Annotated in this window: 15 protein-coding genes; 12 read left to right on the top strand and 3 right to left on the bottom strand. The window is 45.7% G+C overall.

The annotated features are described in order from the left end of the window. Positions 1-35: 35 nt before the first annotated feature. From QUA33_RS01875 to QUA33_RS01910, 8 genes are all read left to right on the top strand, one after another. Positions 36-1,709 (top strand): ABC transporter ATP-binding protein, encoded by a 1,674-nt coding sequence (locus tag QUA33_RS01875; RefSeq protein WP_333146027.1) that lies wholly within the window; start codon positions 36-38, stop codon positions 1,707-1,709. Between the two features lie 126 nt (positions 1,710-1,835). Then, on the top strand, positions 1,836-2,909 hold the full coding sequence (locus tag QUA33_RS01880; RefSeq protein WP_333146029.1) for an RNA polymerase sigma factor, RpoD/SigA family: 1,074 nt from the start codon (positions 1,836-1,838) through the stop codon (positions 2,907-2,909). Between the two features lie 176 nt (positions 2,910-3,085). Continuing rightward, complete coding sequence (locus tag QUA33_RS01885) at positions 3,086-3,571, top strand: GNAT family N-acetyltransferase (RefSeq protein WP_333068810.1); 486 nt, start codon at positions 3,086-3,088, stop codon at positions 3,569-3,571. A gap of 283 nt (positions 3,572-3,854) precedes the next feature. Further along, entirely contained in the window at positions 3,855-4,061 is a 207-nt protein-coding gene (locus tag QUA33_RS01890) for a glycogen debranching protein (protein ID WP_333075545.1), read from the top strand. Positions 4,062-4,435: 374 nt separating this feature from the next. Beyond that, positions 4,436-5,431, top strand: coding sequence for an AEC family transporter (locus QUA33_RS01895; protein WP_333146030.1), 996 nt, complete (start codon positions 4,436-4,438; stop codon positions 5,429-5,431). Positions 5,432-5,505: 74 nt separating this feature from the next. Further along, positions 5,506-6,348, top strand: coding sequence for a Uma2 family endonuclease (locus QUA33_RS01900; protein ID WP_333146032.1), 843 nt, complete (start codon positions 5,506-5,508; stop codon positions 6,346-6,348). 76 nt (positions 6,349-6,424) lie between these two features. After that, positions 6,425-6,838, top strand: coding sequence for a nuclear transport factor 2 family protein (locus QUA33_RS01905; protein ID WP_333146034.1), 414 nt, complete (start codon positions 6,425-6,427; stop codon positions 6,836-6,838). 362 nt (positions 6,839-7,200) lie between these two features. Further along, positions 7,201-7,689, top strand: a complete 489-nt coding sequence (locus QUA33_RS01910; RefSeq protein WP_333146036.1) for a hypothetical protein — start codon at positions 7,201-7,203, stop codon at positions 7,687-7,689. Between the two features lie 123 nt (positions 7,690-7,812). On the opposite strand, the gene QUA33_RS01915 is transcribed toward QUA33_RS01910, so the two are convergent. From QUA33_RS01915 to QUA33_RS01925, 3 genes are all read right to left on the bottom strand, one after another. Further along, positions 7,813-8,481 (bottom strand): 2OG-Fe dioxygenase family protein, encoded by a 669-nt coding sequence (locus QUA33_RS01915; protein WP_333146038.1) that lies wholly within the window; start codon positions 8,479-8,481, stop codon positions 7,813-7,815. Between the two features lie 202 nt (positions 8,482-8,683). After that, positions 8,684-9,448 (bottom strand): aldolase/citrate lyase family protein, encoded by a 765-nt coding sequence (locus tag QUA33_RS01920; RefSeq protein ID WP_333146040.1) that lies wholly within the window; start codon positions 9,446-9,448, stop codon positions 8,684-8,686. 92 nt (positions 9,449-9,540) lie between these two features. Further along, positions 9,541-9,960: a hypothetical protein gene (locus QUA33_RS01925; RefSeq protein ID WP_333146042.1), complete on the bottom strand. Its 420-nt coding sequence runs from the start codon at positions 9,958-9,960 to the stop codon at positions 9,541-9,543. Positions 9,961-10,214: 254 nt separating this feature from the next. Here QUA33_RS01925 and QUA33_RS01930 point away from each other — a divergent pair, with 254 nt between their 5' ends. The 4 genes from QUA33_RS01930 to QUA33_RS01945 all read left to right on the top strand — a co-directional run bounded on the left by QUA33_RS01930 (position 10,215) and on the right by QUA33_RS01945 (position 20,012). Next, complete coding sequence (locus QUA33_RS01930; RefSeq protein WP_333146044.1) at positions 10,215-12,287, top strand: FAD-dependent oxidoreductase; 2,073 nt, start codon at positions 10,215-10,217, stop codon at positions 12,285-12,287. Positions 12,288-12,579: 292 nt separating this feature from the next. Beyond that, positions 12,580-18,396, top strand: coding sequence for a HAMP domain-containing protein (locus QUA33_RS01935; RefSeq protein ID WP_333146046.1), 5,817 nt, complete (start codon positions 12,580-12,582; stop codon positions 18,394-18,396). A gap of 109 nt (positions 18,397-18,505) precedes the next feature. Then, positions 18,506-19,333 (top strand): protein-glutamate O-methyltransferase CheR, encoded by an 828-nt coding sequence (locus QUA33_RS01940; protein ID WP_333146048.1) that lies wholly within the window; start codon positions 18,506-18,508, stop codon positions 19,331-19,333. Next, positions 19,305-20,012 (top strand): chemotaxis protein CheB, encoded by a 708-nt coding sequence (locus QUA33_RS01945; RefSeq protein ID WP_333146050.1) that lies wholly within the window; start codon positions 19,305-19,307, stop codon positions 20,010-20,012. Before QUA33_RS01940 ends, QUA33_RS01945 begins: the two co-directional genes overlap by 29 nt. The last annotated feature ends 4 nt before the right edge of the window (positions 20,013-20,016 follow it).

Raw genomic sequence — 20,016 nt, forward strand, 5'->3', positions numbered from 1 at the left:
ATAACTAATAACTAATAACTAAGGACTAATGACTAATGACTAATGACTCTTCTCTATTTTCCGTTGACAATCTGCGAGTAGCTTATCCTCAGCGGCGGGGCCAATCCGGTTGGGCCGTTGACGGGGTTTCCCTGACGCTGAAACCGGGGGAAAAGCTCGGATTAGTTGGGGAGTCTGGGTGCGGTAAGTCAACTTTGGGAAGGGCGGCGATGCGGTTGCTGCCGGATTCAACGCTGATTGAGGGGCGAGTTAGTTTTGCTGGAGAGTCAGTGTTTGATATGAATGCTTCGCGGCTGAGACGGTTTCGGGGCGAAGCTGTAGCATTGATTTTTCAAGATCCGATGACTCGTCTCGATCCTTTGATGACTGTAGGAGAACATTGCATCGAGACTTTGCAAGCTCACAGACCGAATTTGGATCGCAAGCAAGCTAAGAAACGGGCGATCGAAACTCTGGAAGCTGTGAAAATTCCCGCGTCTCGCTGGTCGCAATTTCCCCACGAATTTAGCGGCGGAATGCGGCAAAGAGTAGCAATTGCTTTGGCTCTTTTGCTCGATCCCAAATTAATTGTGGCGGACGAACCGACTACAAGTTTGGACGTAACTGTAGCTGCTCAGATTTTGCAGGAATTAACCAGACTTTGTGAGGAACGGGGAACGGCTATTTTGTTGATTTCTCACGATTTGGCGATGGTGGCTGAGTATTGCGATCGCATTGCGGTGATGTACGGCGGTAAAGTCGTAGAAACAGGGCCGGTGCAAAACGTGTTTGAAAAGCCGCAGCACGAATATACTCGATCGCTCCTCAAAGCAGCTTTGCACATTCAAGCCGATTCCGACAAAGGGTTAGCATTCGAGGAAATCAGGACTGAAGCCGTTACTGCAAACTCAACAAATTCGCCTCTTTTGACCGTAACGGATTTGCAGCAACACTACAGTTTAGAAAGCAATTTATTAGATCAGTTGTTTTCCAGGAATCGCCAGGTAATTAAAGCCGTAGACGGCGTTAGTTTAGAGCTACAACGGGGAGAAATCCTAGGGCTGGTGGGGGAGTCCGGCTGCGGCAAAAGTACCTTGTCACGCACGATTTTGCAGCTAATTACTGCGACTGGCGGCAAAGTTGAATTTCAAGGAATAGATATAACTGCCCTGAACCGCGATGCTGTGAGGAAGCACCGCCGCGAAATGCAAATGATCTTTCAAGACCCCCACGCTTGCCTCAATCCGATGATGACTGTCGGGCAAAGTATTGCTGACCCTTTATTTATTCACAAATTAGCTAATGGTAGCGAAGCTAAAAAACAAGTAATCCAAATGTTAGAGCGGGTGGGTTTAACTCCGGGGGAGGATTTCTTTCGCCGCTATCCGGGGGAATTGTCAGGAGGACAACAGCAGCGAGTTTCGATCGCGCGCGCTTTAATTACTCGCCCGCAACTGATAATTTGCGACGAACCCGTGAGTATGCTGGATGCCAGCGTGCAGACTCAAGTATTAGAACTGATGTTGGAGTTGAAGAAGGAATTTAATTTGACTTATCTGTTCATTACGCACGATTTGTGGGTGGCGAGATTTTTTTGCGATCGTATTGCGGTAATGAATGCGGGAAAAATTGTTGAAATCGGTAAGACTAGGGATATTTTTACTAATCCGCAGCACCCTTATACTCAGCAATTATTGCAGGCAGCTCCTTTACTGGCTCGAACTCAATAGAAAGGTATAAAATTGGGGCCATCTAATTTATGTCACGAGCTTCTAGATGGATTTCGGAAATTTCCGGTTAAATTGGTTAAAGTTAAGGGATACTTTTCAAATCATTCCACCGACACCAAGCACGATATGGCAGAATCTGACCTAGGCAGTTTTGCGGTGGCACCCGACGCCTCATTCGCGATCGCACAAGATGAAGACACCGAGATCGATCGTCCGACGGTAACTCGGTCGTCAGCATACAACAACTGGTCTGCCGACGATCCAGTGGGAGCTTTGTTCAAGGAAATGGCTCGCTATCCTCTACTGACTGCCACCGAAGAGGTGGAGTTGGCGCGCCGCGTTCAAGAATTGGTAGCCCTAGATGAACTAGAACAGCGTTTGCAGCACGAATTGGACAGAGTGCCGACAAAAGCTGAACTCGCAGCGGCTTTGGGGATAAGCGAAACTCAACTGCAACAGCTTCGCCACCAGTGTCAGTCGGCGAAACGGAAAATGATCAGCTCGAATTTGCGCTTGGTGGTTTCGATTGCCAAACGCTATCTTAATCGGGGCGTGCCTTTTCTCGATTTAATTCAAGAAGGAGCTTTGGGTTTGAATCGCGCCGCTGAAAAGTTCGATCCGGAGAAGGGTTACAAGTTTTCTACTTATGCCTATTGGTGGATTCGCCAAGGAATTACCCGGACAATTGCCAATCAAGGGCGGACGATTCGCTTGCCTGTTCACATTGTCGAACAGTTAAATAAACTCAAAAAAGTTTATCGAGATTTGAGGCGTTCTCTTCAACGCAATCCAACTGAAACTGAACTTGCTAGAGAAATGCAAGTTACTTGCGAACAGCTTCGCTACCTCCAGCAAGTACGCCGGCAATCTTTGTCTCTCAACCACCGCATCGGCTCAGAAGAAAGTTCGGAACTTTTGGATGTTCTCGAAGATAACGCGACGCAATCTCCCGAAGCTCAGATGAATGAGATGATGATGCGCCAAGATATTTTGGAGGTGTTGGACAGTATTTTGACGGAGCGGGAAAAAGAGATTGTTGCTATGCGTTACGGTTTGCTGACCGGTGAACCTTACACTTTAGAAGAGGTCAGCAGTTTGTTCAATTTGTCCCGCGAACGAGTCCGTCAAATTCAAAATAAGGCAATGCGAAAGCTGCGCCGCCCTCAAGTGACGGAACGATTGAAGGGCTGGTTGAAATAAACTAAAAAACATTGAGTTGGCATTTTGAAAAATTTTAAAATTATTGTGGGGTGGCACTCCGAGGCCACCGTAAATATGCTGGTTCAAGGTGGAAAAACTTAATTGAAAATTACAAATTAAAAATGTCTTGATGTGGTATTTTTAATTCTTGATTGTCGCGTACTACTTACTTATTTATGTCTTCTGAGGTAATTTTGCGCCCCGCTACCCGCGCCGACGTGCCGGTGCTGTTTGATTTGATTAAAGCTTTAGCTGAGTACGAAAAATTATCTCATGCCGTGACTGGCAATGCGGTTGATTTGGAGAATCATTTGTTTGGCGATCGACCTTTTGCTGAAGCGATTTTAGCCGAGTGCGAAAATCGAGTTGTGGGCTGGGCGCTGTTTTTTTACAATTATTCTACTTTTTTGACTCAGCCGGGAATTTATTTGGAAGATTTGTTTGTGATCCCTGAGTTTCGAGGGCGGGGAATTGGCAAGTCTTTGATAGTTTATTTAGCGCAGTTGACGGTTGAAAGGGGCTGCGGGCGTTTGGAATGGAGTGTTTTGGATTGGAATGAATTGGCGATCGGATTTTACAAGGGTATCGGTGCTGATGTGATGCCCGACTGGCGGATTTGCCGGGTTGCCGGCGAGTCTTTGGCAACTTTGGCATCGAAGTAATTCAGGATCGGCTAGAAGCCCGGCCCACAAAAAATTCATCTGTTGTGGAACAGGCATCTTGCCTGTGTGTGGAACAGGCATCTGGCGTAATTCAGGGCCGGCTAGAAGCCCACCCCACAAAAAATTCATCTGTTGTGGAACAGGCATCTTGCCTGTGTGTGGAACAGGCATCTTGCCTGTTAAGCTAAAAGGCCGCACTCCGGTTAATTAATACCGACCTACTTAAGTGGCAAAAATATAGGAAAATTTAAGTAACAGTAGATTTTGATTGAGAGAGTAGATCGTGATTATTTGGGTAAACGAGCAAATCGATCCGTCGGGCATTCTTTATTCTTGCATTGCTTGTTGCGATGAAAGCCAAGCGAAGGATTGCCACGAATCTTTTGAGAAGAATTTGACGGCAGAGCAAAAACAGCAGGGCTGGGTTGCTACTTTGCGGACTGTTAGTTCTTGGGATGAGGTGCCTGTTAATGCTTTGAAATTGAATTAATGAGTGCAAGTCATCAGCAGCTTTAGTCTCCCCCTGTTTCCCTTCGCTCGAAACGGCAGGAAAACGTGGGACATCTGTTTGGAAAAGGCAAGATAGCTCGATCGCACATTTTTCAAATTACAAGAGGTTTGGTAAATGTGAAGGTAAAAAGCTGCAATCTTTTGGGACTGCGAGTCTGAAAATAGTGTCCTGCAAGATGCGGGAATGTGGGCAAAAATTTTTGGGCCTGGAGTGCTACCAACACCCTAGGACGAAAAAGCGTGCAAGTGCGATCCTCTTCGAGGGTTTCGCTAACGACTATTCGCATTTTTCAAATGGATTTTACCATTATTATTAATAGATAAAGGCATTTCAAATTGTCAAGTTAAATTTTTATGATTGAAACCTTATTTCACGCTTATACCCCTCTGGTGATCTGGACTGGCTTGGGACTGCTGCTGTTTCGGTACATCCCAGTTGATTTTCCCAAGCTGCTGAGCCACTTTCTTTTCTGGATTGGGATACCGCTGCAAATTCTAGTTTTAGCCCGTCAAAGCGATTTTTCGGGTGCTGTGGGATTCACGCCGGCGATCGCCATATTCGTGTTATTTCTGAGTACGAGTTGTGCTTGGCTGACTTGGGTGTTATTACGCAGGCTGAGTGCGGCCCACATCAAAAAGCCCTATTTTCAGGGCAAAAATTCTTTATTAAATTTATTTCTGTTAAATATAAATTCCTTGAAGCGATCGAGCCAAGGCAGTTTTCTCCTAGCTGCGATGTTAGGGAATACGGGGTTTGTTGGATTAGCAATCACCCCGTCTATAATCAGCACCGCTAACAACAACTGGGCTGTCTTGTACAGCGTCACTAACAATGTGATTGGAACTTATTGTTTCGGTGTATTTATTGCTAGCTATTTCGGGAACTCCGAGCAAAAAAATCACTGGTGGACTCAGATCCGGGACGTGCTGACAGTTCCTGCTCTGTGGGCATTTTTAATTGGTTTTTATACTAGAAACATCCCCCTGCCCGAAACAGTGGAATCGGGATTGCAGACTGCTGTTTGGGTGGTAATTGCCAGTGCTTTGCTGCTGGTTGGCATCCGGCTGAGGTCTATTAAGAAATGGGAAAGTTTTGAACTGGCTTTAATCCCGTCGCTGTTAAAAGTGGTAATTGTGCCGGTGCTGATCGGATTGGGTGCTAGTTATTTCGGATTGAGCGGCGATCCGAGGTTCGTGTTGGTGTTGATGTCGGGAACGCCCACAGCTCTTTCCGTGCTGATTTTAGCAGAAGTCTACGAGCTCGATCGCGATTTGTTAGCTAGCAGCATCGCCATCACTTCTGTCGGGTTGCTGTTGATGCTTCCGCTGTGGTTAGCTGGGTTTAGTTAATATTAGCTAAAATTTCAAATCAGATTGCTCTAAAATTTCGCAGTACAATCAACAATAGCTGCACGGAAAAGACTATGAATGAGATAATAACTGCTACAGGTCTGCCTCCTGCATTCCCCGACCACACGCAATTGCCAGACGAAGACGGTACATTTGTGAAAAATTTTCAGGAGCATCCTCAGAGCATAATTCTGACAGATTCGATCGGGCCGGTTGTAGAGCGACTGCATCCAGACGGACAATATGCGATCGGGCAAGATTGCGGAATTTACTGGCGAGAAACTGACCCGCCAGAACGAGGTGCAGAAGCACCGGATTGGTTTTACGTGCTGAATGTACCGGCAACACTTGACGGTTTTCGCCGTTTTTATGTACTTTGGCGGGAACACATGGCTCCGTTCATTGCTTTAGAATTTGCTAGCGGTAATGGAGAGGAAGAGCGCGATTCCCTTCGGGATAGCTTCGCTTCACGTACTCCGCTTTCTGTGGCGGCCGACGGTACAACAACTAAACCCGGTAAGTTTTGGGTGTACGAGAGAATTATCCGCATTCCTTACTACGGCATTTATGAAATGAGAACTGGCAATTTAGAGGTCTATCACCTAATAGATTTTGGGTATCGAAGGATGGAGCCAAACGAACGCGGTCACTATCCCATTCCTGTACTAGATGTAGAATGGGGACTGTGGCAGGGAAGCTATCAAAATCAAGAACTGCTTTGGCTGCGGTGGTGGGATTCCCAGGGAAATTTGCTGTTAACTGGCTCCGAACAAGTTGAAATTGAGCGGGCCCTGGTCGAACAAGAACGGGAAAGAGCCGAACAAGAACGGGAAAGAGCCGAACAAGCAGAGCGAAAACTCGCCCATTTAGCCGATCGACTGCGAGCAATGGGAATCGATCCCGATGCTGAGGATTGATATCAAATTTTCCAAACTCTCTCTGTAGCGCGAGCATCCCGCACCTGATCTTTTACAATCACAAAAAACAAAGCTGATGGAAACTAAACCACCTCTACCGCCTTTTACGTTGGAAACGGCTAAAGCCAAAGTTCAAGCTGCTGAAGATGCCTGGAATACCCGCGATCCAGAACGAGTAGCCTTAGCTTATACGGAAGATTCTCAGTGGCGAAACCGTGCCGAATTCTTCAGCGGACGGGAAGAAATCAAGGCTGTTTTAAGACGAAAATGGGCAAAGGAATTAGATTACCGTTTAAAGAAAGAACTGTGGAGTTTTACAGACAATCGGATTTCTGTTCGCTTTGAGTATGAGTGGCACGATGATTCTGGCTACTGGTATCGCGCCTATGGTAATGAACAGTGGGAATTTGCCGAAAATGGGTTAATGCGAAGACGTGAAGCTAGCATTAATGATGTTCCCATTCAAGAGTCAGAACGGAAGTTTCGATAGGAGTTATCTGTGAGTTGCTATACGCATAAACCTGGTTTTTTAGGAAAATATGCAGGTTTGTAGTCAGGACTTTAGTCATGATTGACTAAACGCCAGAAAGACGAATAAAGTCCTGACTACTAACGAAAGGTTTGTAGTCAGGACTTGAGTCATGATTAGAACTCTTGCCAAAATACAAAGCACCCCACCCCAACCCTCCTCTTTAATCAGGGAAAGAGGCAAAATTATTCTTGTTTCCCCCCTTATTAAGGGGGGACTTGCGGGGCGTGAATTTGACTTTTGCAAGAACTCTAGAGAAGTTTATAGAGCATCTGCGATCGTGTAGAATCTGAAAAAACAATTTTAATGGAGTTTTGTTGCAAATGAAATTTTTGGCGATAGAAACACTAATTGTTAGTTCTATCCTTCTGTCAATCTCATCATTGTCATCTGCTCAAAGTAATCAACAAGGATCTACAATTCTACCCACAGGATCTTACTACGCTCAAGGAACAATGTTCAATAACTCCCGTAGAGAGATTGCACATCAAAACAATAGAATCTGCATCAAGATCGTCGATGGCCCTGCAAATCCCTACAAAGGAGTCGAATCTATCACAATTAGCAGCGTGTCTGTTGAAAATGGGAAATACTATATTGATGCAACTGGCACAGAGCTAGTATTAAAAAACAATGGAAAAGGATTCTCTGGTGACATTCGCGGTACATGGGAGTATAGAGGCACCTCGCCCGATCCAAGGAGTCAACCCATACAAGCTAAAAAAATGGCCGAGTGTGTAGCGGCTCAAGGACGATATGTGCAGAAGATGGAAGGAATATCAATTTCAGGAATCGATTTTCCCAAGCATTAACCACGATCGAGATGGGTGGGGGCGCAACCAAAAGGCGATCTGTTGGATGCAGTAATCGGTAATCGAAGTAAGGTGCGGAGTACGCACCCTACATCATTAGGTTATGCGCCCAAGACTGTATCCTCAATCGGTAAGCAAACTCGGAGAAGTCAGCACAAAGACATCCCTGGTTCCCACTCCTTCAGATTCCGGTTTAATCGGCGTAGTAAAGTGGAAAAACTCGTGGTCGTTAACTAACAGCAATTCTCCCGGATGCAGAATTTTATTAAAAACAGGCTTCTCTTTTTTAGCCAAGTACAAATGCGTTTCCCCGCCGACAATATTAGTTCTGTCAACCGAGAAGATGCCGATAAAATCAGTACCGTCTTGGTGAATGCCTTCCGGTGCGGGGTTGCCAAAATTGTGCGGCGAACAAGTCGTCCTGATTTGATGGATGCCGATTTCAGCTTCCGGGTGAATTTTGCAGGAATCGAAAAAAGCAAAAATCATCTGTTTGAAATTATCGAGGGCGATTAGCCGATCGTCCAATTCGGCAAACTCCCGCCTGATATCACCCACTAGCGGATTGTATGTTTTGCTTTGATACAAATAGCCGTGAGGTAACTTAACTAACTCATTTCCGTTGACCGCAAACCGCGATAATCTTCTAGAACGATACTTACCTTTCACATACGGATCTACAGGCATATCGTCAAAAAATTCCTTGAAACCTTCTAGCTTAATCGAGTTTACTTTTTTGAAAGTAAACATGAAGGCATAATCCAAATGAATGGATTCTAATACGGTTTTCATAGATTTTACTCCCTGAAGCCTTGCTCCCCTCCCTAATTTTGCCTGGAAGAGGTGTATGCTTCTACTGTAGCGCAGGATTTTTGTATGTGTCGTAAAAGACACTACAAAAATTGCAAAGATATCGTAAAGCTTGCAAGATGAATCCGGGGGCTGGTTCTTCTTTTAATCCAAAATCCCCAATCTAAAATCTAAAATCTAAAATCTAAAATCGATGGACTGCTTTCACCAGCGACTGACAGGCCCGCAGGAAAACGGCAACATCGACGCCAAGTGTGACGTACTGAACGCCAGCATCAATCCACTGCTGGGCGATTTCGGGGTTGTCAGCAAAAGTACCGGCGGCTTTGCCTGCTTTGCGGATGGTTTGCACTGCCTCCTGCATCATGTCGATGACTCGGGGGTCGCGGACTTGGCCGGGAATGCCGATCGACTGTGACAGATCGTAAGGCCCTAGAAAAATCACGTCCACCTCTGGGACAGTAACAATTTCTGCCAGGTTGTCGATGCCAGCTTTGCCTTCGACATGAATCACAACCAAGGATTCTTCGTTGAGTTTGTCGGTGATATTTGTACCTGCGGCGGTGTAAAGTCCAGCCCGCGTAGCGAAGGAAAGGCCTCGCGTGCCTAGAGGACTGTATTTAGCGCTTTTGACAGCGGTTTCGGCATCAATTTTACTTTCAATTTGAGGTACTTGAACGCCTGCACTGCCGATATCGAGAGCTCGTTGAATTTGCGGCCCGTCGTTTTTGCGGACGCGAATAATCGGTGCAATTCCAGTGCAGTCGGCGGCGCGACACAAATCTTCAGCAGCAAGCGGGTTCAGAGGGCCGTGTTCCATATCGATAACGGCGAAATCGAATCCAGCGTGACCGCATATTTCCATGAATGCGGGATAAGCGCAGTTCATAAATAAACCGAGGACTGTTTTGCCTTGTTTAATTTTTTGTTTGAGTTGATTTTGACGCATGGGTAATCCCGGAAAGTTTAGTTTTTTTTTACTGCAAATGAAGCCCGATTGTTTTTAATAATACAGCTCAAATATGGTCGTAATCAATTACTTTATGTTAAGAGAATAGACAAGAATTTTATAGCTGCTTTTGCCTCTATCTTAAATGGAATCAAGCACAAAAGCCAACCAAAAATAAACATTCCTAAAATTGGTAAAAATATTGCTCCCACAGAGGGTTCGACTAACCAAGCAAATAAAGAAAACATTCCTATACTGCCAGTTGTCCACAGCCAAAGAATCAGAAGTCCTATGACTATTTTATGTAAAGTCATCCTAATTTTGATGGAACAACCGAACTGTTGAGTGTGTATATCTCCTTCTATAATTGGGAACAATAAATTTCGACCGATGATGATGCGATTAATTTTGAATGTTTTGCCAGAAATTGTTCCTTCATAAGGTTTGGGAAGTGGCGGGCCAAAGGGTATAATTATTCTAAAAACTTTGGGAGGAGTAACAACTTCGTCCAACCTGCGTAAAACTTCCGAAAAAGTTAAACTGGTGGTAATTGTTAAACTCTCAAAAGGAATCAATGATCTAAAAATTTTGACGATTTTGAGCATAAGGTAGAGCCGACTGTTCAATAGTTGTTGCTGGTATTAATGCCTCTTATCTAAAAAAGTTTTCCCTGACAACACCGCGAAATACCAGTATACTGCAAAATAAACATTTAGATGGCATGAGTGTTTTTCGCGCTATGTCAAAATTAATTCCACAATCTCTGATGAAACTTAGACACTATCTATTTTTGCTCAAAAGTCGATCGATCCTTAGCCTCACCCTCGGCATCATTTCCGCGATTGGGAGCATTTCGCCAGTATTTGCCGCACCTCCGCGCAATCCAGACAATGCAGAAACTTGCGACATTCTAGTAGCAGGCGGCGGGCTCGCAGGCGCTGCTACCGCTTACGAAGGTTTACTGGCGGGGCGCACAGTTTGCCTTACTGAAATTACTGACTGGGTAGGCGGTCAAATTTCCTCCCAGGGAACTTCCGCACTCGATGAAAGAGAGACTCAGCGATCGCTCTTATTTTACCCCCGCGGCTACCTCGAATTGCGGGAACGGATCGAGGAACATTACGGCCGGCTAAATCCCGGAGGCTGTTGGGTTAGCTATTCGTGTTTCATGCCCTACGACGGTCACAAAATTCTATTTAACATCTTGCAGGATGCAGCTAGAAAAGGCAAAGGCACGCTGAAATGGTTTCCCAATACGGTTATTAAAGAACTAGCAATTACTCCTGCTGTGCCGGGGAATGCGGTTGGGGGCCAACAAATTAAAAGTGCGATCGCCATTCAACACAAACCCGCCGCCAACACGCCACCACTCAACACCGAAACTCTTTCTCAAACTATCGAAGATGCCTATCGCTACGAAAATTCGGCGCGATTTAACAAAACTATTATTCGGTTTATTCCTAAACCACCTAACCAGTCAAATTCTCAACCTAAAGGTGCTGATTGGTACGTTGTAGATGCCACTGAAACAGGCGAATTGATCGGACTTGCCGATGTTCCCTACCGCCTCGGAATTGACCCGCGTTCCCCTCTTGAACCTTCCTCCCCCAGCCCAAGTGGCGATGCTTACTGCACTCAAGGTTTTACCTACACCTTTGCGATGCAGGCAACGAAGGAACCGCAGCAGCATCAAGTGCCGTCTTTTTATCAACAATACGCTCCTTACTACAGCTACGAATTGCAGAGATTGGCGAGCTTTCCCTTAGTTTTCACCTACCGCCAAATCAGGAGCATGAGACCGGATCAAAAGCGACCTTCTGACCCGAAGCAATTTCCGATTTATCCGGGGGATATTTCAATGCAAAACTGGACTTGGGGCAATGACTATCGCCCCGGTTCTGCCCAGGATAATTTAATTTATTCTCGCGAGCAGTTGGAAGAGTCCGGTCAACTGCAACCGGGGGGATGGATGGGCGGTTTGCGAACCGAAACTTTGCGAAAGGGTGAAGAAAATGCCAAAGGATTTTTCTACTGGCTGGTAACAGGAACTACTGACTCGCAGCTAGGAGATGGAGTGAAAAAGCCTAATCCAAACAATCGTTTTTTGAGCGGGTTGGATTCGCCGATGGGGACAGTACACGGACTTTCTAAATATCCTTATATGCGGGAGGGCAGGCGCATTATTGGGCGGCCGAGTTTCAATCAGCCTCAAGGTTTTACGGTGTGGGAAGTTGATATGTCTCGCACTGACTTTACGGCTGATTTTTACCGCCAAAATTTGTCCGAGGAAGAGTATCGCAATTTGTGGTTGGCTGTGGGTGGTTTGAATGCGCCTGCTTTGGCTGTGGGAAGTCAATCTGTTGAGGATACAAAATCGCGATCGCGCGCTACGATTTATCCTGATTCTGTGGGTATCGGTCATTATGCGATCGACTTTCACCCCTGCATGACCAACAGCCCGCCGGAAGCACCGGGAAATACCGAACGGGAAGGCACTCGCAAAGCTCAAGGGCAAGCTTATCCCTTCCAAATTCCGCTGCGGGCAATGATTCCTCAGAAAATTGACAATATGTTAGTGGCGGGTAAAAGTATTGCTGTTAGCCACACAGCGGCCGCTGCTTATCGAGTGCATTCTTTTGAATGGTCTGCAGGTGCCGCGGCGGGAGTTACGGCTGCTTTTTCCTTGGAAAAGGGGATTCTACCTTATGAATTAGTGGACGAATTGCCGTCCCGCGAGCCAAACTTAGAAGTGTTGCAGTTGCGATTGCAACAAAATGCCAATCCGATCGCCTTTCCGGGTACTTCTATTTTCAATAGTTCGTGGCAAAATTGGAAATAATCGCAGTTGGTAATCTGTAGCGCTGGCATCCTGCCCGCCCTACAATAAAATTCACTCTTTGTAGAACAGGGTGGAACAGGCTTTCGGGCTTGTTCCTGACACCCGACAATTAACTGGTTACCAAGAAGAGCTTGCGAACCAGTATAAAATAACCAATAACAAAATAGCTGTTTATCAGCTATTTGTCATCCATCTTTCGACAGAAGCAATCAGACACTGCTTTAGTCGGATAATATCAATAATCTCAAAAATATTCCCCCCTTCCCCTCCAAACTCGTCAAAGGTAACGGTCATGTCAACTGCACAGATAACAAGCCCCAATTCCAATAATGCCTATGCCAAACAGTTACTTAGAACCTTAGTAGCAGTCAAAAAAGGGGACTTTTCAGTTCGGATGCCCATAGACCAGACGGGTCTAGCGGGGAAAATTGCTGACGAACTTAACGACATTATCGATCTCAATGAGAGAATGGCGGCCGAACTCGAGCGGATCGGCACAGTTGTCGGTAAAGAAGGCAAAATAGCCCAGCGGGCCACCATCGGCAGCGCCGAGGGGTCATGGGCAGCTAGCGTAAACTCTGTCAATACCCTAATTACAGATTTAGTGCAACCAACCTCTGAAACCGCCAGAGTAATTCGGGCCGTAGCAAAAGGAGATTTATCGCAAACTATCGCCTTAGAAATAGAAGACAGACCCCTCAAAGGAGAATTCCTCCAAACAGCGCAAATTGTTAACACAATGGTAGACCAGTTGAGTTCCTTTGCGTCGGAAGTAACGCGGGTGGCTAGGGAAGTAGGAACCGAAGGGAAATTAGGCGTGCAAGCTGAAGTTAAAGGAGTTGCCGGAACCTGGAAAGATTTAACGGATTCAGTTAACTCGATGGCAGGGAATTTAACAGCACAAGTGCGTAACATTGCCGAAGTGACAACGGCGGTGGCAAATGGCGATTTATCCAAAAAAATTACAGTAGATGTAAAAGGTGAAATTCTCGAACTGAAAAACACGATTAACATCATGGTGGATCAGTTGAGTTCCTTCGCATCTGAAGTAACGCGGGTGGCGAGAGAAGTAGGAACCGAAGGCAAATTAGGGGTGCAAGCTGAAGTGCGGGGAGTTGCAGGAACCTGGAAAGATTTAACGGATTCAGTTAATTCAATGGCTGGCAATCTTACCGCACAAGTACGGAACATTGCCGACGTGACGACGGCTGTGGCAAATGGTGACTTATCTAAAAAAATTACAGTAGATGTTAAAGGTGAAATTCTGGAGTTAAAAAACACGATTAACATCATGGTGGATCAGTTAAATTCCTTCGCTTCTGAAGTAACGCGGGTGGCGAGAGAAGTGGGTTCCGAAGGCAAACTCGGCGGTCAAGCAGAAGTTAAAGGAGTTGCCGGAACTTGGAAGGATTTAACGGATAGCGTTAACTTCATGGCAGGCAGTTTGACAGCACAAGTGCGGAACATCGCTGAAGTGACAACCGCTGTGGCCAAGGGCGATTTATCTAAGAAAATTACCGTAGATGTTAAAGGGGAAATTCTCGAACTCAAAAATACCGTCAACACGATGGTAGACCAGTTAAATTCCTTCGCATCTGAAGTAACCAGGGTTGCTAGGGAAGTGGGAACGGAAGGGAAATTAGGCGTACAAGCTGAAGTGCAAGAAGTAGCAGGAACCTGGAAAGATTTAACGGATTCAGTTAACTCAATGGCCGGGAATTTAACAGCACAAGTCCGCAACATTGCAGAGGTGACGACTGCTGTTGCTAACGGTGACTTATCTAAAAAAATTACGGTACAGGTTAAAGGCGAAATTTTAGAACTGAAAAATACCATTAACGTGATGGTGGATCAGCTTAATTCCTTTGCATCTGAAGTAACCAGGGTTGCTAGGGAAGTGGGTTCCGAAGGTAAACTCGGCGGTCAAGCGGATGTCCGAGGCGTAGCAGGAACTTGGAAGGATTTAACGGATTCAGTTAATTTTATGGCGGGTAGTTTAACCGAACAAGTACGGAATATTGCGGCTGTTACTACTGCTGTGGCAAATGGCGACTTGTCGAAGAAAATTACTGTAGATGTTAAGGGTGAAATTCTGGAGTTAAAAAACACCGTCAACACGATGGTGGATCAGTTAAATTCCTTCGCTTCGGAAGTAACTAGGGTTGCGAGGGAAGTGGGAACGGAAGGGAAATTAGGCGTGCAAGCTGAAGTTAAAGGAGTTGCGGGAACTTGGAAAGATTTAACGGATTCAGTTAACTCGATGGCGGGGAATTTAACAGCCCAAGTGCGTAACATTGCCGAAGTGACAACGGCGGTGGCAAATGGCGATTTATCCAAAAAAATTACAGTAGATGTAAAAGGCGAAATTCTCGAACTGAAAAACACGATTAACATCATGGTGGATCAGTTGAGTTCCTTCGCATCTGAAGTAACCAGAGTTGCTAGGGAAGTGGGAACGGAAGGTAAATTAGGTGTGCAAGCTTACGTGCGGGGTGTAGGGGGAACGTGGAAAGATTTAACCGATAATGTTAACTTGATGGCGGGGAATTTGACAGCGCAGGTGCGGAATATTGCGGAAGTGACGAAAGCGGTGGCAAATGGCGATTTGTCTAAGAAAATCACCGTCGATGTTAAAGGCGAAATTCTGGAGTTAAAAGACACTATTAACGTGATGGTGGATCAGCTTAATTCCTTCGCTTCTGAGGTAACGCGGGTGGCGCGGGAGGTGGGAACTGAGGGTAAATTGGGCGGTCAAGCTGAGGTGAAAGGAGTTGCGGGAACTTGGAAAGATTTAACCGACAATGTAAACTCGATGGCGGGGAATTTGACAGCGCAAGTGCGGGGTATTGCTAAGGTTGTGACGGCGGTGGCGAATGGCGATTTGAAGCGCAAATTAATGCTGGAAGCTAAGGGAGAAATTGCGACTCTGGCAGATACAATTAACGAGATGATTGATACGCTGGCGACGTTTGCCGATCAAGTTACTACCGTGGCGCGGGAAGTGGGAATTGAAGGGAAATTGGGCGGCCAGGCGAAGGTTCCGGGCGCGGCGGGAACCTGGCGAGATTTGACGGATAATGTGAATGAATTGGCGGCGAATTTGACAACTCAGTTGCGGGCGATCGCCGAAGTGGCAATTGCTGTTACCAGAGGCGATTTAACGAGGTCAATTTCCGTCGCCACGGAAGGAGAAGTTGCGATCGTTAAGGACAACATTAACCAGATGATCGCCAATCTCCGGGAGACTACACAGAAAAATACTGAGCAAGATTGGCTGAAAACAAACCTTGCTAAGTTTACTCGAATGCTACAAGGTCAGCGGGATTTAGAAACTGTTTCTAAACTAATTCTCTCTGAATTGACGCCGCTGGTGTCTGCTCAACATGGCGTCTTCTTTATGATGGAATCTGTCGAACACGATCCGTTCCTCAAACTGTTAAGTACCTACGCATACCGCGAACGCAAACAGTTAGGAAATAGATTCCATTTAGGCGAAGGTTTGGTAGGACAGTGCGCCCTGGAAAAAGAACGGATACTGTTGACAGAAGTGCCGGAAAACTACGTTAAAATTGGTTCGGGACTGGGAGAATCTACGCCGCTGAATGTGGTGGTTTTACCCGTATTATTTGAGGGACAAGTGACAGCAGTAATCGAGTTAGCTTCGTTCCGCCGATTCAGCGAAATACACTTGACATTCCTCGACCAACTTACAGAAAGTATCGCCATTGTTTTAAATACAATTGCGGCGAGTATGCGGACGGAAGAGTTGCTGAAACAGTCACAGTCTTTGGCAGAAGAGTTACAAACTCAGCAAAAAGAACTAACGGAAACTAACAAGCGTCTCGAACAACAAGCGCAGTCACTCCGCGCATCCGAGGAACTGTTAAAGAGTCAGCAGGAAGAGTTGCAACAAACGAATGAAGAACTAGAAGAACAAGCGGAATTGCTAGCGCTGCAAAATAAGGAAGTGGAGCGGAAAAACCGAGATATCGAACAGGCGAGGGGGTTGTTGGAAGAAAGAGCAGAACAGTTGGCTCTAACTTCTAAGTATAAGTCGGAGTTTCTGGCAAATATGTCTCACGAGTTGCGAACTCCGCTAAATTCGCTGTTGATTCTGGCTCGATTGCTTTCTGACAATACTGAAGGCAATTTGACTCTGAAGCAAGTTGAATACACGCGCACAATTTACTCGGCGGGAAATGATTTGCTGGGGCTGATTAATGACATCTTGGATCTCGCTAAGATTGAATCGGGCACGATGTCGGTGGAAATTGAGCAAGTGTTGTTTACGGACTTGCGAGATCATTTGGATCGGACTTTCCGCCAAATCGCCCAGGATAAGAAGTTGAGTTTTAAAATAGATCTTGAGGCTGGGTTGCCAAAAGGTCTTTATACTGATGCTAAACGGCTGCAACAAGTTTTGAAGAATCTCCTCTCTAATGCGTTTAAGTTTACAGAGCGAGGTGAGGTGAAATTGCGTGTCGAAGTAGTGCGGGAAGGGTGGAGTTTAGAGATAGAAAGTTTAAGGAGTTCCCCTACTGTTTTGGCTTTCTCAGTTAGCGATACCGGGATAGGGATTTCTGCTGAAAAACACAGGGTTATTTTTGAGGCTTTCCAACAAGCAGATGGTAGCACTAGCCGCAAATACGGGGGCACGGGTTTGGGTTTGTCAATTAGTAGAGAAATCGCTAATTTGTTAGGTGGAGAAATTAAATTGACAAGTCGCCCTGGTGAGGGTAGTAAGTTCACCCTTTATCTGCCACAAACTTACCAAGAATCCCGAATAATGAATGAAACGGGTTCGGGAACGGGCAAGCAAACGCCTCAATTACCCGCTGCTAATCCTGCCGCACTTCCTTTGCCGAATTTCCACTTGCCGATCGCGCCTTACCCCTCACCTTTAATCTCTGACGATCGAGAAAATATTGAGAGTGACGATCGCGTGCTGTTGATTGTTGAAGATGATGTAAACTTCGCTCGGATTCTGTTGGATATGGCGCAGGAACAGGGTTTTAAAGGTTTGGTGGCTTTGCGGAGCGATATCGGTTTGGCGATGGCGCGAGAGTTCAAGCCAACTGCGATTATGCTGGATCTAAATTTGCCTGTGATGGATGGCTGGACAGTGCTCGATCGCTTGAAGCACGACCCAAGTACGCGCCACATTCCGGTTCACATTGTATCAGTTGAAGAAGGGCGGCAGCGCAGTTTGCAGTTAGGGGCGATCGCCTACTTACAAAAGCCTGTCAGTCGCGAAGCATTGAGCAAAGCTTTGACTGATATTAAGGGGTTTGTGGAGCGACCAGTGAAGAATTTGCTAGTTGTGGAAGACGACGAAACACAGCGTCTAGGTATTGTGGATTTAATCGGCAATCACGATGTTTCTACCACGGCTGTGGGGAGTGGTGCAGAGGCGCTAGAAATTTTGAAATCGGGGCATTTTGACTGCGTTGTACTCGATTTGGGACTACCAGATATGACTGGTTTTGAACTGATAGAGCAGATCAAGCAAGAGGCTAATTTGAAAAGTCTGCCGCTTATTATTTATACGGGCAAAGAGTTGACAAGATCCGAAGAAACTCAACTCAAGCGCATGGCGGAAACAATCATTGTTAAAGATGTGCGATCGCCGGAGCGCCTGTTAGATGAAACAGCTTTGTTTTTGCACCGAGTGCAAGCAAATCTGCCCGAACCAAAGCGCCAAATGCTAGAGCAATTGTATCAGACAGATTCGACGCTGGCGGGCAAAACAGTCTTGATTGTTGACGACGATATGCGGAATATTTTCGCCCTCACAAGTATGCTGGAGCGCCATAAAATGGAAGTTGTGTATGCTGAAAATGGCAGAGAGGGCATTGCTAAATTGCAAAATACGCCTGAGATAAATATTGTGTTGATGGACGTGATGATGCCAGAGATGGACGGTTACGAAACTATGCAAGCAATTCGTAATATGCCTCAATTTGCTTCGTTGCCAATGATTGCTCTGACTGCGAAAGCTATGAAGGGCGATCGGGAAAAATGTATCGAAGCTGGTGCGTCTGACTACATTACCAAACCTGTTGATACGGAACAGTTGCTCTCGCTGCTGCGTGTCTGGCTTTATAGATAATGAAGTCAGTTGGATGTTGACTGTTGACTGTTGGCAATTGTCAGTTGTCATTAGCGAGCAGTCAACAGTCAATAGTCAAAAATGCCCAATAACCAATTAGTCATTAAAAATGCCCGAAAGCCATGAACTTGAAACAATCGAAATTCAACTCCTACTAGAGGGAATGTTTCGCTATTACGGATTTGATTTTCGCAATTATGCTTTTGCCTCTCTCAAGCGCCGTATTTGGAACACTATTCGCTCGGAACGGCTCACCACTGTCTCTGCGCTTCAGGAAAAGGTACTTCACAATCCTGCTTACTTAGATCGTTTACTGCTAGACATTTCTGTCAATGTAACGGCGATGTTTCGCGATCCCAGTTTTTACATTAGTTTCAGAAATAAAGTGGTGCCGCTGTTGCGTACTTATCCTTTTATTCGGATTTGGCACGCTGGATGCTCAACGGGAGAAGAAGTCTATTCTATGGCAATCTTGCTGCAAGAAGAAGGACTGTATGACCGTTGTCGGATTTACGCTACGGATATGAATGAATTAGTTTTGAAAACAGCCAAAACAGGGATATTCCCGCTGAAACAAATGCAAGAATATACGCAACTATACCACCAAGCGGGGGGCAAGAAAGCGTTTTCTGAGTATTACACTGCTGCCTATGAAAATGCGATTTTTCGCTCTTCACTTAAAGATAATATTGTCTTTGCTCACCACAACCTAGCAACGGATAATTCTTTTAATGAATTTAATGTTATTTTATGCCGTAATGTGATGATTTATTTCAATTCACACCTCCAAGAGCGGGTACACAAGCTTTTTTATGAGAGCCTGGGAATGTTTGGGGTTTTAGGACTAGGACATCAGGAGTCTCTGACTTTTACACCTTATGAAAAATACTATGAACCCATTGAAAATAGTGATAAACTCTACCGGAGAATTAAATAAAAAAAATTTTGAAATAGTGGTTGTGGGTACGTCTTTGGGAGGGCTAGAGGCTCTGACTGTTCTGCTGGCAGATTTGCCACAAAGCTTTCCTTTGCCTGTAGTTATTGTCCAACACCGCCATAAGAGTTCTCAGAATAGGCTTACTTATTTTTTACAAAAGCAAAGCTCTCTCCAAGTCACAGAGGCCCAAGACAAAGAGGAGATCGTACCTGGACGAGTTTACTTGGCTCCTGCTGACTATCACTTGCTAATAGAATCGCCCTCTGACGAGGAGTTGATCCTGTATGAAAACGACTTTACAGAATGGGGGAGCGTGGCAGTGGAGTCAATCCACAATTCACACTCCCCAATCCGCAATCGCGGAACTCCTAAATTTGCACTATCAACTGAGGCTCCTGTCTGCTACGCGCGGCCCTCAATCGATGTGCTGTTTGAGTCTGCTGCGGATGCCTTTGGGGAGAAAGTTATTGGCATAATTTTAACGGGAGCTAATTCGGATGGCAGTAAAGGGCTGGCAAAAATTAAAGCTGAGGGAGGATTGACATTCGTGGAGGAACCGGCTTCAGCTCTCTGCCCGACCATGCCAGCGTCGGCGATCGCAAATGTTGAAGTAGACTGGATTTTACCCCTCTCCAAAATCGCTCCCTGTTTAGTCAATTTGCTAAGAATGAAAGATTAAAAAA

The organism is Microcoleus sp. Pol14D4 (genome assembly GCF_036701245.1).
Classification (GTDB): domain Bacteria; phylum Cyanobacteriota; class Cyanobacteriia; order Cyanobacteriales; family Microcoleaceae; genus Microcoleus.

Excerpts from the sequence above, each read along its gene's own strand:
- QUA33_RS01935 (WP_333146046.1), top strand. The coding sequence starts at position 12,580 with ATGTCAACTGCACAGATAACAAGCCCCAATTCCAATAATGCCTATGCC.
- QUA33_RS01920 (WP_333146040.1), bottom strand. The coding sequence starts at position 9,448 with ATGCGTCAAAATCAACTCAAACAAAAAATTAAACAAGGCAAAACAGTC.
- QUA33_RS01875 (WP_333146027.1), top strand. The coding sequence starts at position 36 with ATGACTAATGACTCTTCTCTATTTTCCGTTGACAATCTGCGAGTAGCT.
- QUA33_RS01905 (WP_333146034.1), top strand. The coding sequence starts at position 6,425 with ATGGAAACTAAACCACCTCTACCGCCTTTTACGTTGGAAACGGCTAAA.
- QUA33_RS01880 (WP_333146029.1), top strand. The coding sequence starts at position 1,836 with ATGGCAGAATCTGACCTAGGCAGTTTTGCGGTGGCACCCGACGCCTCA.
- QUA33_RS01940 (WP_333146048.1), top strand. The coding sequence starts at position 18,506 with ATGCCCGAAAGCCATGAACTTGAAACAATCGAAATTCAACTCCTACTA.
- QUA33_RS01885 (WP_333068810.1), top strand. The coding sequence starts at position 3,086 with ATGTCTTCTGAGGTAATTTTGCGCCCCGCTACCCGCGCCGACGTGCCG.
- QUA33_RS01915 (WP_333146038.1), bottom strand. The coding sequence starts at position 8,481 with ATGAAAACCGTATTAGAATCCATTCATTTGGATTATGCCTTCATGTTT.
- QUA33_RS01900 (WP_333146032.1), top strand. The coding sequence starts at position 5,506 with ATGAATGAGATAATAACTGCTACAGGTCTGCCTCCTGCATTCCCCGAC.
- QUA33_RS01910 (WP_333146036.1), top strand. The coding sequence starts at position 7,201 with ATGAAATTTTTGGCGATAGAAACACTAATTGTTAGTTCTATCCTTCTG.
- QUA33_RS01895 (WP_333146030.1), top strand. The coding sequence starts at position 4,436 with ATGATTGAAACCTTATTTCACGCTTATACCCCTCTGGTGATCTGGACT.
- QUA33_RS01930 (WP_333146044.1), top strand. The coding sequence starts at position 10,215 with ATGAAACTTAGACACTATCTATTTTTGCTCAAAAGTCGATCGATCCTT.